The organism is Leifsonia sp. 22587 (assembly GCF_052044215.1).
GTDB classification, from domain to species: domain Bacteria; phylum Actinomycetota; class Actinomycetes; order Actinomycetales; family Microbacteriaceae; genus Leifsonia; species Leifsonia shinshuensis_C.
The window spans coordinates 551,077-566,806 of the sequence record NZ_JBQENB010000004.1 but is presented as its reverse complement, the minus strand read 5'-3'; the positions used below and the strand labels follow the sequence as shown (position 1 = coordinate 566,806).

At 70.5% G+C, this 15,730-nt stretch carries 12 protein-coding genes; 5 read left to right on the top strand and 7 right to left on the bottom strand.

Annotated elements, in window-relative coordinates:
• Window positions 1–35: 35 nt before the first annotated feature.
• Window positions 36–344, bottom strand: a complete 309-nt coding sequence (gene rplU / locus ACTJI1_RS18510) for a 50S ribosomal protein L21 (protein WP_310129035.1) — start codon at window positions 342–344, stop codon at window positions 36–38.
• 302 nt (window positions 345–646) lie between these two features.
• Between rplU and ACTJI1_RS18505 the strand changes: the two genes are divergently transcribed.
• Window positions 647–925: a DUF4031 domain-containing protein gene (locus ACTJI1_RS18505; protein WP_310129034.1), complete on the top strand. Its 279-nt coding sequence runs from the start codon at window positions 647–649 to the stop codon at window positions 923–925.
• A gap of 24 nt (window positions 926–949) precedes the next feature.
• Here the strand turns inward: ACTJI1_RS18505 and ACTJI1_RS18500 are convergent, their stop codons facing one another.
• Window positions 950–3,592: an Rne/Rng family ribonuclease gene (locus ACTJI1_RS18500; protein WP_440743757.1), complete on the bottom strand. Its 2,643-nt coding sequence runs from the start codon at window positions 3,590–3,592 to the stop codon at window positions 950–952.
• A 308-nt stretch (window positions 3,593–3,900) separates the two neighbouring features.
• Between ACTJI1_RS18500 and ACTJI1_RS18495 the strand changes: the two genes are divergently transcribed.
• Window positions 3,901–4,518, top strand: a complete 618-nt coding sequence (locus tag ACTJI1_RS18495; protein ID WP_440743756.1) for a vitamin K epoxide reductase family protein — start codon at window positions 3,901–3,903, stop codon at window positions 4,516–4,518.
• Between the two features lie 107 nt (window positions 4,519–4,625).
• On the opposite strand, the gene ndk is transcribed toward ACTJI1_RS18495, so the two are convergent.
• From ndk to ACTJI1_RS18470, 5 genes are all read right to left on the bottom strand, one after another.
• Window positions 4,626–5,048 (bottom strand): nucleoside-diphosphate kinase, encoded by a 423-nt coding sequence (gene ndk, locus ACTJI1_RS18490; RefSeq protein WP_310129028.1) that lies wholly within the window; start codon window positions 5,046–5,048, stop codon window positions 4,626–4,628.
• A complete protein-coding gene (locus ACTJI1_RS18485) occupies window positions 5,045–5,461 on the bottom strand; it encodes a DUF4233 domain-containing protein (RefSeq protein ID WP_440743755.1) in 417 nt (138 codons plus the stop codon). The genes ndk and ACTJI1_RS18485 overlap by 4 nt, the downstream gene beginning before the upstream one ends.
• Window positions 5,440–6,807, bottom strand: a complete 1,368-nt coding sequence (locus tag ACTJI1_RS18480; protein WP_440743754.1) for a bifunctional folylpolyglutamate synthase/dihydrofolate synthase — start codon at window positions 6,805–6,807, stop codon at window positions 5,440–5,442. Before ACTJI1_RS18480 ends, ACTJI1_RS18485 begins: the two co-directional genes overlap by 22 nt.
• Window positions 6,804–10,160, bottom strand: a complete 3,357-nt coding sequence (ileS, locus tag ACTJI1_RS18475; protein ID WP_440743753.1) for an isoleucine--tRNA ligase — start codon at window positions 10,158–10,160, stop codon at window positions 6,804–6,806. The genes ACTJI1_RS18480 and ileS overlap by 4 nt, the downstream gene beginning before the upstream one ends.
• Before the next feature lie 323 nt (window positions 10,161–10,483).
• Window positions 10,484–11,125, bottom strand: a complete 642-nt coding sequence (locus ACTJI1_RS18470; protein ID WP_310129021.1) for a TetR/AcrR family transcriptional regulator — start codon at window positions 11,123–11,125, stop codon at window positions 10,484–10,486.
• Between the two features lie 66 nt (window positions 11,126–11,191).
• Between ACTJI1_RS18470 and ACTJI1_RS18465 the strand changes: the two genes are divergently transcribed.
• From ACTJI1_RS18465 to ACTJI1_RS18455, 3 genes are all read left to right on the top strand, one after another.
• Entirely contained in the window at window positions 11,192–12,514 is a 1,323-nt protein-coding gene (locus tag ACTJI1_RS18465) for an MFS transporter (RefSeq protein ID WP_440743752.1), read from the top strand.
• A gap of 119 nt (window positions 12,515–12,633) precedes the next feature.
• Window positions 12,634–15,252 (top strand): valine--tRNA ligase, encoded by a 2,619-nt coding sequence (valS, locus tag ACTJI1_RS18460; RefSeq protein WP_440743751.1) that lies wholly within the window; start codon window positions 12,634–12,636, stop codon window positions 15,250–15,252.
• Window positions 15,249–15,695 (top strand): N-acetyltransferase family protein, encoded by a 447-nt coding sequence (locus ACTJI1_RS18455; protein ID WP_440743750.1) that lies wholly within the window; start codon window positions 15,249–15,251, stop codon window positions 15,693–15,695. The genes valS and ACTJI1_RS18455 overlap by 4 nt, the downstream gene beginning before the upstream one ends.
• Window positions 15,696–15,730 lie beyond the last annotated feature (35 nt).

The window sequence follows — 15,730 nt, the reverse complement described above, 5'->3', positions numbered from 1 at the left end:
TTCTCCTCGAGGCTGTCGGGCTACGTGGCCGTCGGTTACTTGATGCCGGTGATCTTGACGCGCGTGAGCTCCTGACGGTGGCCCTGGCGCTTCTTGTAACCGGTCTTGTTCTTGAACTTCTGGATGACGATCTTCGGGCCACGGAGGTCGCCCAGGACCTCGGCGGTCACGGTGACCTTCGCGAGCGACGCGGCATCGGAGGTGATCTTGTCACCGTCGACGAGCAGCACCGGTGCGAGCTCGACCGTGCCGTTCTCGTCGGCCTTGATGCGGTCCATCGTCACGATGGTGCCGACCTCGACCTTCTCCTGCCGGCCACCGGCGCGCACAACTGCGTAAACCACTTGTCAGTACCTTTTCGTCGGGGAACAGCTCCCGGCGCAGCCGCGGATCTGGTCCTGCTCTTCAACTTTTCTGGAATTCGCCTTGATCGCAAGGCACTGGCGAGTCCGCCCGGGAGCTCTCACACCCGGCGGCTCTCAGAAAACCAAGATGGTGATGCGGGCGACGCCCGACACACACCAACGGTCAACTTTACCCGACGCCCAGGATGGCGTCAATTCGGCACAACCTCGGCGGACCGGCCCGCAGAGGGCCGTCGGGACCGCGCGGCTCCGCCAGCGGAACCGGTTCCTAGAATCATTCTATGACGGTCCTGATCGATCCCCCGGCATGGCCGGCGCACGGCATGTTGTGGTCGCATCTGGTCAGCGACGCGTCGCTGGACGAACTGCACGCGTTCGCGGAGGCCAACGGCATCCAGCGCCGGGCCTTCGACCTCGACCACTACGACGTGCCCGACCGGCGCTACGACGAGCTCGTCGCGGCGGGGGCGCATCCCGTGCCCGGCAAGGAGCTCGTCTCGCGGCTCATCGCCAGCGGTCTGCGGGTGCGCGCACGCGACCGTCACCGCCCGGGCCACTGACCCGGACGGTGACGAGCCGCGGCGTCAGTCGGACGTCGGGAGCTTCTCGCCGCCCGCGATGACCGCGGTGCTGGCGCGACGGCTGCGGCTGCGGCCCTGACCCGGCTCTTTCGGCTGCGGCAGAGCGTCCAGCACGGAGTCGAGCAGGTGCTCGGTCTCCTCCGGGGAGCGGCGGACCGGCGTGTGCGTCGGAGCGGGATCCGGCAGCTCGATGAGCGGGACGGACGCCTCGTCCGCCTCGCCGGTCTCGACGTCGATCTCCGTCACGTCCAGCTCGGCGACCTCGACCGCGACCGCGACCTGCGTGTCATCGTCGGAGGCGCGCGGGTCGGCCGACTGCTCTTCCGCCTGCTGCGTCTCGGCTCCGGCGCCGTCGGCCTGCTCGGCGGCCGGACGCTGCCGGTCGCCCTTGCCCTTGCGGCGGCGCTTCTTGGTGGCCGTGACCTCCGTCACCGTCACCTCGGCGATGGTGACCTCGGAGACCTCGCCGGGCTCCGAGGGCTTCGTGCCGTCCTCGTGGTGGTGGATGGTCGACGCGGCGATCTGCGCGAGCGCGTTCTTCGCGTCGTCGGTGATGGCGTGGGTGCCGCTGTGGCCGTTGGCGGCGGGGGCGCCGTTCGCTCCCCCGTTGCCGCCGCCGTTGCCGCCGCGGCCGCGACGGCGCTCGTTCTGCGGCTGCTGCTGCGGCTGGCGGTGCTTGACCACCGGGTCGTGGTGCACGATGACGCCGCGGCCCGCGCAGACCTCGCACGCCTCGCTGAACGTCTCGAGCAGGCCGAGGCCCAGCTTCTTGCGGGTCATCTGTACGAGACCGAGCGAGGTGACCTCGGCGACCTGGTGCTTCGTCCGGTCGCGGCTGAGGCACTCGACCAGGCGGCGGAGCACGAGGTCGCGGTTCGACTCCAGCACCATGTCGATGAAGTCGACGACGATGATGCCGCCGATGTCGCGCAGGCGCAGCTGGCGGACGATCTCCTCGGCCGCCTCCAGGTTGTTCTTGGTGACGGTCTCCTCGAGGTTGCCGCCCGAGCCGACGAACTTGCCGGTGTTGACGTCCACGACCGTCATCGCCTCGGTGCGGTCGATGACGAGCGAACCGCCCGAGGGCAGCCACACCTTGCGCTCGAGCGCCTTCTCGATCTGCTCCGTGATGCGGAACTCGTCGAAGGCGTCCCGCTCGCCGGTGTAGGCCTCGACGCGGTCGAGGAGGTCGGGGGCGACCTGGCGGAGGTAGTTCTCGATCGTCTGGCGCGCGTCGTCGCCCGCGATGACGAGCTTCTGGAAGTCCTCGTTGAAGACGTCGCGGATGATCTTGATCAGGAGGTCGGGCTCGCTGTGCAGGAGCGCGGGCGCCTGCTGCGTCTCGACGCGCGAGCTGATGTCGGCCCACTGCGCGGTGAGGCGGTTGACGTCGAGCGTCAGCTGCTCCTCCGTCGCGCCCTCGGCGGCCGTGCGCACGATCACGCCGGCGCTCTCCGGAAGCACCTCCTTGAGGATCTTCTTGAGCCGCGACCGCTCGGTGTCCGGCAGCTTGCGGCTGATGCCGTTCATGGACCCGTTGGGCACGTAGACGAGGTAGCGGCCCGGCAGCGAGATCTGGCTGGTGAGGCGCGCGCCCTTGTGGCCGACCGGATCCTTGGTGACCTGCACCAGGACGCGGTCGCCGGCCTTGAGGGCCAGCTCGATGCGGCGCGGCTGGTTGCCGGTCTCCACCGCATCCCAGTCCACCTCGCCGGAGTACAGCACGGCGTTGCGGCCGCGTCCGATGTCGACGAAGGCGGCCTCCATGCTGGGGAGGACGTTCTGCACGCGACCCAGGTACACGTTGCCGATGAGCGACGCCTCCTGCGAGCGGGCGACGTAGTGCTCGACGAGCACCTTGTCCTCCAGCACGCCGATCTGGATGCGGCCGCCCTTCGAGCGCACGATCATCTGCCGGTCCACGGACTCGCGGCGCGCCAGGAACTCGGCCTCGGTGATGACCGGACGGCGGCGCCCGGCGTCGCGGCCGTCGCGGCGGCGCTGCTTCTTGGCCTCGAGGCGCGTGGAGCCCTTGACCTTCTGCGGCTCCGTGATCAGCTCCGGCTCGCGCGGGGTGCGGACCTTGACGACGGTGTTCGCGGGGTCGTTCGCGCCCTCGCGCCCGGTCTCGCCCGCGCGACGGCGGGAGCGGCGGCGCACTCCGCCGGCCGGCTCCTCGTCGGCGTCGGGCAGCGGCGGGAGCGGGAGGATGTCGGGCGCCTGGAAGAGCAGGGTGGTCGGCGGCAGGCCGGGGGCGGCTGCGGCGACGAGCGGCGGCTCGTCCTCGCCGTGCTTCTCCGGGAGGGCCGGGGGCTCGTGCGCCACGACGGGCGCGGCGACGCCGCTCACCGCGTCGGCTGCAGGGGCGTCCGCGGCGACGGGCGCTTCGGTCTCCACCGGGGCGGCGGCCTCGGGCGCCTGCTCAGCGGCCTCAGGCGCCTGCTCAACGTCCTCGGCCGGCGTCTGGGCTGCGGCCTGCTCGGAAGAAGAAGCGGCAGAGTCGGAAGCGGATTCGGCCGGTGCGTCACCGAACGCCGGCGAGGCCTTCCTCACCACGCGTCGCGTGCCGAAGAGCCCTTTGCGCTTCCGTCCTCCTGTCTCCGTCTCGTTGTTGTCCGTGTTGTCGATATTCTCGTTATCCACCATCGCTGGTGCACTCCTCGACCGGTCGGCGGTTCCCCGCTCGCCGGGTACTCTCCGTCGGGAGGCGGCGCGCGCGGCGCCTCCCTCAATCCTGTTCGGATGCCGCCGGGCTCGTGGCGCCGTCTGCATCCGGTTCACTGTTCGCGCCGGCCTCCAGGGCCGGCATTTCCCGGGCGCTCCAGGCGCCCGCAAGCCTTCTGTCGCTGTTCCCGGCCGGGGCCGGGACGACTGCTGCAACGATTATCGCACGGCTGCGCCTCGCAGCGGTCGCCTCCCAGGACGACACGCAGGGGGCATGCCATAATCCGAGGGTGTCAGCCAGTCCCGCCGAGGCCGCCTACCGCCGCCCGACCGCTCTCGCCGTCTTCCTGATCATCGCCGGACTGATCGGCGTCTGGGCGGCCTTCATGCTGACGGTGGACAAGTTCCACCTGCTCGAGAACCCGGGCGCCCAGCTGTCCTGCAACTTCTCGGTGCTGGTGGGCTGCTCGAAGAACCTGAACTCGTGGCAGGGCTCGCTGCTCGGCTTCCCGAACCCGCTGCTGGGCATCGGCGGGTGGACCGCCACGATCGCCGTCGGCGTCGGGCTGCTGGCGACCCGGGGGCGTTTCGCCCGCTGGTACTGGATCGCGTTCAACGTCGGCGTGGTGCTTGCGCTGGTGCTGGTCATCTTCCTGATCACCCAGTCGCTCACCGTGCTGAACGTGCTGTGCCCCTGGTGCATGGTGACCTGGGTCGTGACCATCCCGACCTTCTGGGCGGTGACCCTCTACAACCTCAAGGAGGGCAACATCCCGCTGCCGGAACGCGCCCGTGCGCTCTTCCGCACGCTGTACGGCTGGGTGCCGCTGATCACGATCGTCTGCTACGCGATCGTCGCGGTGCTGGCGCAGCTGCAGCTGGACTGGATCCACCGCGCCTTCATCTGACCCGGCGCACGGTCGCTCGCCGGACGCATTCGTGCCGAATGTCCCCTCTCAGCGTGCTGGAGGCGACATTCGGCACGAATGTTGCGCGGCGGGATGCGCGGTGCGGGTCAGCCGAACCAGAGGGCCAGCTCGCGCTGGGCGGACTCGGGCGAGTCGGAGCCGTGCACGAGGTTCTGCTGCACCTTGAGGCCCCAGTCGCGGGCGAGGTCGCCGCGGATGGTGCCCGGGAGGGCGGTCGTCGGGTCGGTCGCGCCGGCGAGCGAGCGGAAGCCCTCGATGACGCGGTTCCCGGCCAGGCGGATCGCGACGATCGGGCCCGACTCCATGAACTCCACCAGCGGCTCGTAGAAGGGCTTGCCCTCGTGCTCGGCGTAGTGCTGGGCGAGCAGGTCGCGGTCGGCCTGCAGCATCCGGAGGTCGACGAGCGAGTAGCCCTTGGCCTCGATCCGGCGCAGGATCTCGCCGGTCAGGTTGCGGGCGACCCCGTCGGGCTTGATGAGGACGAGGGTCTCTTCGACGGCGGTGGTCATGGATTCTCCGTTCCGTTGTCGGCCGCGGATGCGGCCGCTCGATTGTTGCGGTCGATGCGTGCGGCGGCGATCATGCAGTACGCCCACATGGCGGTGAAGATCGCGCCCACGATGAAGAAGGCGGGGACGAGGATGCCGGCGGCGACCACGATCAGCTGGACGATCCAGCCGAGCACGACGCCCGCGGTGTTCCGCAGCAGCCCGATCGCGATGATCATGAGCACGATCAGCGCCGCTCCCCCGCCGAGCGCCAGCCAGGCCGGCAGCGAGTGAAGGCCGAACAGCACGAGCGCGCCGAGGAACACCACGAGCAGCTCGAAGCCGAGCACGATCGAGCCGAGCAGTTCGCGGAGCGAGCGCTGACGGCGGACCCGGCCCTGCGGCGCGTCGGTCACGACGCGGCCTGCTTCCATTCCTGCTCCTCGGCATACGCCATCGCCTGGCCGACGAGCACGATGCTCCCGGCGACGACGACCGCGCGGCGCGGCTCCTCACCGGCCCAGTCGCGGGCCGACTCGAGCGCGTCGATCGGGTCCGAGTAGACGATCGTCGCCTCGTCGCCGACCTCCTCGCGCACCAGGTCGCCGAACTCCTCCGCCTCGCGCGCCCGCTCCGAGTCGGGCCGGGTGACGAAGAACTGCGTGGCCACCGGGGCGAGCGCGCGGATGACGCCGCGCGCATCCTTGTCGCCCAGGATGCCGATGACGAAGGTGATCTCGTCGAAGTCGAAGTAGCTGCGGAGCGCGTCGGCCAGCGTCTCGGCGCCCGCGGGGTTGTGCGCCGCGTCCACCAGGATGCTCGGCTCGATGCCGATCAGCTGCAGACGGCCGGGCGACGTGGCCGTCGCGAAGCCCTCCTCGACGAGATCCGTCTTGAGCGGCTGCGTGCCCCGGCCGAGGAACGTCTCGACCGCGGCGACGGCCACGGCCGCGTTCTGCGCCTGGTGGTCGCCGTACAGCGGCAGGAAGACGTCCTCGTAGGTCGCCGCCCGTCCGCGGACCGTCACCAGCTGGCCGCCGACCGCTACGCGCGTGCTGTCGACGCCGAAGTCGGCGGGCTGCTCGGCGAAGGTCGACTCGGTGAGCTCCGACGCCTCCCGCAGCACGCGATCCGCTTCAGGGGTCTGCGCCGACGAGACGACGTCGGCGGACGGCTTGATGATGCCGGACTTGGTGCGCGCGATCTCCTCGATGGTGTCGCCCAGCGCCTTCGTGTGGTCCAGCGCGATCGGCGTGAACACGGCCACCTGGCCGTCGCCGACGTTGGTCGAGTCCCACTCGCCGCCCATGCCGACCTCGATCACCGCGACATCCACCGGGGCGTCCGCGAAGGCCGCGTAGGCGAGCGCGGTGAGCGCCTCGAAGAACGTCAGCGGCTGCTTGCCCGCCTCCGTCAGCTCCGCATCCACGATCTCCAGGTACGGGCTGATGTCCTCCCAGTTGCGCACCAGCGCCTCGTCGTCGATCGGCTGCCCGTCGATGACGATGCGCTCGTTGAAGCGCACCAGGTGCGGGCTCGTCAGGAGGCCCGTGCGCAGACCGTAGGCGCGCAGCAGGCTCTCGGCGATGCGGCTGGTCGAGGTCTTCCCGTTGGTGCCCGTCACGTGGATGATCGGGTACGCCCGCTGCGGATCGCCGAGCAGCTCGACGGCCCGCCGGGTCGCGTCGAGGCGGCGCTCGGGCGCGCCCTCCCCGACCCGGGCCAGCAGCGCCTGGTAGACCTCCTCCGCGCGTTCGCGGAAGTCCTCCTCGTCGGTCACGACTCCACCTCCACCTTGGTCACGCCGACGGTGAACGCGCCGGCGTTGGCGAACTGCCCCGCCTCGAACCGCTTCTGGAACGCGCCGTCCGCCGCGGCGATCTCCATCGCCAGCGCGAGCGTCTCGGTCGCGATGTCGACGTCGCCCGCGAGGTCGAGCGCACGGGCGTCGTCCTCGTGGTCGAACGCCAGGCTGAGCCGGATGCGGTCGCTCACGTCGAGCCCCGCCGCCTTGCGCGTGTCCTGCACGGCGCGGATGATGTCCCGCGCGAGGCCCTCGGCCTCCAGCTCCGGCGTGGTCGCGGTGTCGAGCAGCACGAAGCCGCCGCCCGCGAGCAGCGCGAGCGCCGACGAGTCGTCGCCGCCCGATGCGGTCTCGAGCACCAGGTCGTACTCGCCGTCGACCAGCTCGACGCCGCCGACGGTCACCACGCCGTCCACCTCGGTCCAGTCGCCGGCGCGGGCGGCCTGGATGACCTGCTGCACCTGCTTGCCCAGGCGCGGCCCGGCGGCGCGGGCGTTGACCGTGAGACGGCTCGTGATGCCGTACTCCGCTGCGCTGTCGTCGCGCAGTTCGACCAGCTCGACCGCCTTCACATTGAGCTCGTCGCGCAGGATGCCCTCGAACGGACGGAGCGCCTCGGCGTTCTGCGCCACCACGGTCAGCGACGCGAGCGGCAGCCGCACGCGGCGGCCCGCCTGCTTGCGCAGCGACAGGGCGGTCGAGCTGATCGCGCGGATGCGGTCCATCGCATCCACCAGCGCGTCGTCGGCGGGGAACTCGCCGGCCTCCGGCCAGTCCGTGAGGTGCACGGAGCGGCCGCCGGTGAGGTCCTTCCAGATGCGCTCGGCGACGAGCGGCAGGAGCGGCGCGGCGACCCGGGTGAACGTCTCGAGCACGGTGTAAAGCGTGTCGAAGGCCTCGGCGCCGGAGCCGTCCTCGCCCACACCCTCCCAGAACCGGTCGCGCGACCGGCGCACGTACCAGTTGGTGAGCACGTCGGCGAAGTCGCGCAGCTTGGCGGCGGCGAGCGTCGAGTCCAGCCCCTCCAGGTCGGCCGTCACGGCCTCCACCAGGTCGCGGGTCTTGGCCAGCAGGTAGCGGTCGAGCACGTCGGTGGACGCGGTCGAGCGCTTCGCCTCGTATCCCGCGGCGTTGGCGTACAGCGAGAAGAAGTACCAGGTGTTCCACAGCGGGAGCAGCACCTGGCGCACGCCCTCGCGGATGCCCTCCTCGGTGACGACCAGGTTGCCGCCGCGCAGCACCGGGCTCGACATGAGGAACCAGCGCATCGCATCCGACCCGTCGCGGTCGAAGACCTCGTTCACGTCCGGGTAGTTGCGGAGCGACTTGGACATCTTCTGCCCGTCGCTGCCGAGCACGATGCCGTGGCTGATCACGTTCTTGAACGCCGGACGGTCGAACAGCGCGGTCGCGAGCGTGTGCAGCAGGTAGAACCAGCCGCGGGTCTGCCCGATGTACTCGACGATGAAGTCGGCCGGGTTGTGGGTGTCGAACCAGTCGCGGTTCTCGAACGGGTAGTGCACCTGGGCGAACGGCATCGACCCGGAGTCGAACCACACGTCGAGCACGTCCGGGATGCGGCGCATCGTCGAGCGGCCCGTCGGGTCGTCCGGGTTGGGGCGCGTGAGATCGTCGATGAACGGGCGGTGCAGGTCCGGCTCGCCGGCCGCGTTCAGCGGCAGGCGGCCGAAGTCGCGCTCCAGCTCCTCGAGTGAGCCGTACACGTCGACCCGCGGATAGGCGGGGTCGTCGCTCTTCCACACCGGGATCGGCGAGCCGAAGTACCGGTTGCGCGACACCGACCAGTCGCGGGCGCCGGCCAGCCACTTGCCGAACTGGCCGTCCTTGACGTTCTCGGGAACCCAGGTGATCTGCTGGTTGAGCTCGCCCATCCGGTCGCGGAAGTCGGTGACCCGCACGAACCAGCTGGAGACGGCCTTGTAGATGAGCGGATTGCGGCAGCGCCAGCAGTGCGGGTACGAGTGCTCGTAGCTCGCCTGGCGCAGCAGCCGGCCCTGCTCCTTGAGCAGCCGGGTCAGCGTCTTGTTCGCCTCGAACACCTGCACGCCGGCGACCTCGGGCACGTCGGGCAGGAAGCGCCCGCCGTCGTCGACCGAGATGATGACGGGGATGCCCGCCGCCTCGGTGACGCGCTGGTCGTCCTCGCCGTAGGCGGGCGCCTGGTGGACGATGCCGGTGCCGTCCTCGACGGTCACGTAGTCGTCGACGAGGATGCGCCACGCGTTCTGCGTGCCCCACTTCTCGGTGTCGGCGTAGTAGTCCCAGAGCCGGTCGTACTCGACGCCGGCGAGCTCGGAGCCGCGGAGCGTGCCGGTGACCGCCGCCAGCGCATCCGCCGGGGAGTCGTAGCCGAGGTCCTTGGCGTAGTTGCCGACGAGGTCCTTGGCGAGCAGGTAGCGTCCGCTCAGGACCTCCTGGTCGGGGTCGCCGTACGAGTCGGCGGCGCCGTTCGGACCGGAGGGCAGCACGGCGTACTCGATGTCGGGGCCGACCGCGAGCGCGAAGTTCGTCGGCAGGGTCCACGGGGTCGTCGTCCACGCGAGGGCGCGGGTGCCGGTGAGCCCGAGGACCTCCGCCTTCTCGCCGACCAGCGGGAAGGTGACGGTGACCGTCTGGTCCTGCCGCATCTTGTAGACGTCGTCGTCCATCCGCAGCTCGTGGTTGGACAGCGGGGTCTGGTCGCGCCAGCAGTACGGCAGCACGCGGTAGCCCTCGTAGGCGAGGCCCTTCTCGTGCAGCTGCTTGAAGGCCCAGATCACCGACTCCATGTAGGTGGTGTCGAGCGTCTTGTAGTCGTTGTCGAAGTCGACCCAGCGCGCCTGGCGGGTGACGTACTCGCGCCACTCGCGGGTGTAGCGGAGCACCGAGTCCTTCGCGGCCTGGTTGAAGGCGGCGAGCCCCATCTCCTCGATCTGGCTCTTGTCGGTGATCCCGAGCTGCCGCTCGGCCTCGAGCTCTGCGGGCAGGCCGTGCGTGTCCCAGCCGAAGCGGCGCTCCACCTTCTTGCCGCGCATGGTCTGGAAGCGCGGGAAGACGTCCTTCGCGTACCCGGTCAGCAGGTGGCCGTAGTGCGGGAGGCCGTTGGCGAACGGGGGGCCGTCGTAGAAGACCCACTCCTCGGCGCCGTCGCGGTTGTCGATGGAGGCGCGGAAGGTCCCGTCCTTCTCCCAGAACGCGAGGACGTCGGTCTCGATCTCGGGGAAGACCGGGCTCGCCACGACTTCCTGGCGCTGAACGTCGGGGCGCTGGTCGCCGGGGCGCTGGTCGTCGTCGCGCGACGAGTCCGGCGCGGACTTGGGGTACGGCATCTCTCTCCTGGCAGATTCTCACGTGCTGCACGAGGACGCCGGACGCTCTCGCGCCCGTCGCGGTACCACCCCGCTTGCCCGCTCCGCCTCCGTCGCCGGGGAGGGCCACTCATCTCGCGGCTGTGACGGGCCGTACCCGTTCGGTTCTACTGAGCGCTGCGCGCCGTTCTTCCGAAGACTCGCCGGCGATACCCGGGTCGCTGTCTGTGCCGTCCATCCTACCGGCTCCGCCGCCCCTTGTGGGCGGCCGGCCGCGACTGCTGCGTCCCGGAACGTCTGCGCCTGCGCGACCGACCGCAGACGCGGCGAACGACCGCAGTCGCTCAGAGGACGGGGGCGTAGCCGGCGCAGACGGGGGCGACGGCGGTGCGCACGAGCGGGGTGAGCGGGCCACGGCGCACGCCCGCGCGGGCCCAGGCGGCCGCGGCCGAGACCGCGGCGCCGACGACCGCGGTCGCGGCGGCGCGCGGGAGGAGGGCGTCGGACGGGAGGCCGGCCCGGGCGGCGATGAACGCCTCCAGCCTCCGCACCAGCGCGAGGAAGCGCGGCAGCGCCGAGGCCTGCAGCTCCGCATCCGTGCCCATGAGGTCGACCTGCGTGACCGCGAGCGGGAGGCGTCCGGGGCCGAACGCGTCGGCGAGGCGGGTGACCGCGTCGAGCACCGCATCCATCGGCGCCAGATCAGCGGGGACGGATGCCACGGTCGTGTCGAAGGCGGCGAGCGCCTCGTCGACCTCGAGCCAGAGCAGGTCGCTCTTCGAGCCGACGTAGTTGAAGAAGGTGGCCCGGCTGACGCCCGCCCGGCGGGCGATGTCGTCGACCGTGGTTCCCGCGTACGTCTGCTCGAGGAACAGCTCCGCCGCGGCCTCGGCGAGCATCGCGCGCGACGACGAGCGGGGCCGTCCGCTGCCGGAGGCGCGGGCTCCCGCCCCGGCGGACGTGCCCGGGGAATGCGGCTGCGGCATGCGGCGTTCCCTTCTCGTGCCATTATTGGACCCGGTCCACATACTATTCACCTCCGAAGGACTCCCGTGACTACCACCACAGCCCCCGTCCGCAGCGAGACCGACCGCCCGGGAATCACCCCGGGCACCGCGCGGCGCGTCACCATCGCGTCGTTCGTCGGCACGGCGCTCGAGTCGTACGACTTCTACCTCTACGCGTACTTCGCGGCGTTCTTCGTCGGCCCGCTCTTCTTCGCGCCGCTCGGAACCTTCGGCGGGGCGCTGGCCGGGTTCCTGGCGATCGCCGCCGGCTTCGTCATCCGCCCGATCGGCGCAGTCGTGTTCGGCAACCTCGGCGACCGGATCGGCCGGCGCCCGACGCTGCTCATCACCATCCTGCTCATGGGCCTCAGCACCGGTCTCGTCGGCGTGCTGCCCACCTACCAGGCGGCGGGATGGTTCGGCGCGATCGCGATCGTCCTCCTCCGCCTCGTGCAGGGCTTCTCGGTCGGCGGCGAGTGGGGCGGCTCGATCCTCCTCGCGACCGAGTACGCGAACCCGAAGCGCCGGGGCTTCTACGCGGCGCTCCCCCAGCTCGGCTCGCCGGTGGGCTCCATCCTGAGCGCCGTCGTGTTCATCGTGCTCACCCTGAGCATGTCGTCGGCCGACATCGCGGCGTGGGGATGGCGCATCCCGTTCCTGACCGCGTTCCCGCTGCTGCTCGTGTCGCTCTACCTGCGGTGGTCGATCGATGAGACGCCCGTCTTCCGGAAGCTGCTGGAGACCGGCCAGCGTGACCGCTTCCCCGTCGTCGACGTGTTCCGCAAGGCTCCGACCGGCTTCGTCATCGCCATCGGCGCGGCCGTGCTCGGCATCGGCTCCTACTCGCTCATGAACACCTACATGGTCGACTACGGCACCGCGGTGCTGGGCTTCAAGTACCAGGACCTGCTGGTCGCCACGACCATCGGCGGCCTGCTGCAGCTCGTCACCATCCCGCTCTTCGGCCTGTGGGCGACCCGGATCGGGTCGGCGCGCGTCGTCGCGATCGGCGCGGTCGGGACGCTGCTGGTCGCGTTCCCGATGTACTTCCTGCTGCAGTCCGCCTCCTTCGCCGTGCTCGTCGGCAGCATGATCATCGGCGGCATCCTGCCCACCCTGTCGTGGGCGGGCCTCGGCGGACTGATGTCGGACCTCTTCCCGAGCGACGTCCGCTACAGCGGACTCTCCGTCGCCTACAGCCTCGCGGCGCTGGTCACCTCGTTCGTCCCGGCGCTCACGCTGATCTTCGGGCAGGCGACCGGCAACGCCTGGTGGCACCCCGGCATCGTCCTGGCCGTCATGTCGCTGATCACCCTGGTCGCGGCCCTCTTGGCCGCGCGCCGGAAGCCGATCATCGACGAGGTCTGACGAACGGGCGGACGCGTCGTCCGACGCGTCCGCCCCCGGGTTTCGGTACTCTGGAGGGGATCCCTACACTCAGGCACCCCGTGGACACGGTGCCGCACATATCGACTCGGAGGACCCCCATGAGCGAGAACACGCCCGCCGCTCGCGTTCCGGACAAGCCCGCACTGGAGGGCCTCGAGTCGAAGTGGGGTGACCGCTGGCAGCAGGACGGCACCTTCCTGTTCGACCGCGAAGGCGCCCTGGCCGCCGGCCGTGACGGCGTGTACTCGATCGACACCCCGCCGCCGACCGCCTCCGGGTCGCTGCACATCGGACACGTCTTCAGCTACACGCACACGGACGTGATCGCCCGGTTCCACCGCATGCGCGGCCGGAAGGTGTTCTACCCGATGGGCTGGGACGACAACGGCCTGCCGACCGAGCGCCGCGTCCAGAACTACTACGGCGTGCGCTGCGACCCGTCGCTCCCCTACGAGCCCGACTTCACACCTCCCTTCGAGGGCGGCGACAACAAGAGCACGAAGGCGGCGGACCAGAAGCCGATCTCGCGCCGCAACTTCATCGAGCTCTGTGAGCGGCTGACCGAGGAGGACGAGAAGCAGTTCGAGGCGCTCTGGCGCACGCTCGGCCTCTCCGTCGACTGGTCGCAGACCTACCGCACCATCGGGCGCGACTCGATCCGCACCTCCCAGCTGGCGTTCCTGCGCAACATCGCGCGCGGCGAGGCGTACCAGGCGCAGGCGCCGACGCTCTGGGACATCACCTTCCGCACCGCCGTCGCCCAGGCCGAGCTGGAGGACCGCGAGCAGCCGAGCGCGTACCACCGCGTCGCCTTCCACGGCGCCGACGGCCCGGTGTACATCGAGACGACCCGTCCGGAGCTGCTGCCCGCCTGTGTGGCGCTGGTCGCGCATCCCGACGACGAGCGGTACCAGCCGCTGTTCGGCACGACGGTGCGCACGCCCCTGTTCGACGTCGAGGTCCCGGTGGTCGCTCACCACCTGGCGCAGCCGGACAAGGGATCGGGCATCGCGATGATCTGCACCTTCGGCGACATCACCGATGTCACCTGGTGGCGCGAGCTCGACCTGCCGAACCGCGCGATCATCGGCTTCGACGGCCGCATCCTGCCCGAGCCGCCCGCGGTGATCACCTCGGAGGCCGGCAAGGAGGCGTACGCCCAGCTGGCGGGCAAGACCGTGTTCTCGGCGAAGCAGGCGGTCGTGGAGCTGCTGCGCGCCTCCGGCGACCTCGAGGGCGAGCCAAAGCCCATCCAGCACCCGGTGAAGTTCTTCGAGAAGGGCGACAAGCCGCTCGAGATCGTCTCGACCCGCCAGTGGTACGTGAAGAACGGCGCCCGTGACGAGGAGCTGCGCGCGCGGCTCATCGAGCTCGGCCGCGAGATCGACTGGCACCCCGACTTCATGCGCATCCGCTACGAGAACTGGGTGAACGGCCTCACCGGCGACTGGCTCATCTCGCGCCAGCGCTTCTTCGGCGTTCCGATCCCCGTCTGGTACCCGCTCGACGCGGACGGCAACCCGCTGTTCGACCAGCCGATCCTCCCCTCAGAGGAGTCGCTGCCGGTCGACCCGTCGTCCGACACCGCGCCCGGCTTCGACGAGGCCCAGCGCGGTCAGGCGGGCGGCTTCGTCGGCGAGCACGACGTGATGGACACGTGGATGACGTCCTCGCTGACCCCGCAGCTGGCCGGCGGGTGGATGCGCGACGACGAGCTCTTCGGCGCCGTCTTCCCGTACGACCTGCGCCCCCAGGGTCAGGACATCATCCGCACCTGGCTGTTCTCGACCCTGCTGCGCGCGAAGCTCGAGGCGGATGTCGCCCCGTGGCGCAACGCCGCCCTCTCCGGCTTCATCGTCGACCCCGACCGCAAGAAGATGTCGAAGTCGAAGGGCAACGTGGTGACGCCCGCCGACATCCTGGAGCGTCACGGCTCGGACGCGGTGCGCTACTGGGCCGCGTCGAGCAAGCTCGGCACGGACGCGGCGTTCGACCCGCAGAACCCGACGCAGATCAAGATCGGCCGCCGTCTGGCGATCAAGCTGCTCAACGCGGCGAAGTTCATCCTCGGCTTCGAGGCCCCCGCATCGCTCGACCTCGACCGGGTCACCAGCCCGCTCGACCGCAGCATGCTGCAGAACCTCGCGGCTGTCGTCGCCGACGCCACCACGGCACTCGAGAACTACGAGCACTCGCGGGCCCTGGAGATCGTCGAGCCGTTCTTCTGGACGTTCTGCGACGACTACCTGGAGCTCGTGAAGGAGCGCGCCTACGGCGAGGCCGGCGAAGAGCAGGCCTCGGCCGTCGTCGCCCTGCGTGTCGCGCTCTCGACGTTCCTCCGCCTGTTCGCGCCGGTCCTGCCGTTCGCGGCCGAGGAGGCGTGGAGCTGGTCCGAGGAGGGCTCGGTGCACGTGGCGCCGTGGCCGGTGGCGACGGAGGTCGCCCTCGACTGGAGCGCCGACCGCGAGGTCCTCGCGATCGTCGGCCGCGCGCTCACCGGCATCCGCGGCGCCAAGACCGCCGCCAAGGCGTCCCAGCGCACCCCGGTCGACTCGGCCGTCATCGCCGGTCCGGCCGCGGAGATCGCCGCCGTCGAGTCCGCCGCGGGCGACCTCCGCTCGGTGGGCAGAATCGCCGACCTGCGGTTCGCCTCCGCCGACGAGCTGCAGGTGACCGATATCCTGCTCGCCGCGGCCCCGACCGAGGAGGAACGATGACCATCACCGTCCGAGGAGTCCAGGACAACGAATTCTTCACCTGGCTCGACCTCTACGTCGGCTATGGCGAGTTCTACGACAGCCCCGTCACCGACGAGAAGGCGCTCCTGGTGTGGAGCTGGATCTCCGACCCGGAGAACGAGCTCGAGGCGTACTTCGCCGTCGACGAGGAGGGCACCCCGATCGGGCTGGCGCACGTGCGCGAGTTCGTCCGTCCCCTCGACGGCAGCAAGGGCCTCTACCTCGACGACCTGTTCGTGAGCCCCGACGCACGCGGCGCAGGAGCCGGCTCCGCCCTCCTCGAAGCGGTGCGCAAGGCGGCGCGCGAGCGCGGCCTGTCGGTCGTCCGGTGGATCACGGCGAAGGACAACGAGACCGCCCGCCGCCTCTACGACAAGTTCGCTCAGAAGACCAGGTGGGTCACCTACGATCTCGTCCCCTGAACGGGACCGTTATATGGTCGGAACACGCACCGGAC

What these genes read in the sequence shown, in the direction of transcription:
- ACTJI1_RS18505 (WP_310129034.1), top strand. Translation starts at nt 647, where the DNA reads ATGACGGTCCTGATCGATCCCCCGGCATGGCCGGCGCACGGCATGTTG.
- ACTJI1_RS18500 (WP_440743757.1), bottom strand. Translation starts at nt 3,592, where the DNA reads ATGGTGGATAACGAGAATATCGACAACACGGACAACAACGAGACGGAG.
- ndk (WP_310129028.1), bottom strand. Translation starts at nt 5,048, where the DNA reads ATGACCACCGCCGTCGAAGAGACCCTCGTCCTCATCAAGCCCGACGGG.
- ACTJI1_RS18485 (WP_440743755.1), bottom strand. Translation starts at nt 5,461, where the DNA reads ATGGAAGCAGGCCGCGTCGTGACCGACGCGCCGCAGGGCCGGGTCCGC.
- ileS (WP_440743753.1), bottom strand. Translation starts at nt 10,160, where the DNA reads ATGCCGTACCCCAAGTCCGCGCCGGACTCGTCGCGCGACGACGACCAG.
- ACTJI1_RS18470 (WP_310129021.1), bottom strand. Translation starts at nt 11,125, where the DNA reads ATGCCGCAGCCGCATTCCCCGGGCACGTCCGCCGGGGCGGGAGCCCGC.
- valS (WP_440743751.1), top strand. Translation starts at nt 12,634, where the DNA reads ATGAGCGAGAACACGCCCGCCGCTCGCGTTCCGGACAAGCCCGCACTG.
- ACTJI1_RS18455 (WP_440743750.1), top strand. Translation starts at nt 15,249, where the DNA reads ATGACCATCACCGTCCGAGGAGTCCAGGACAACGAATTCTTCACCTGG.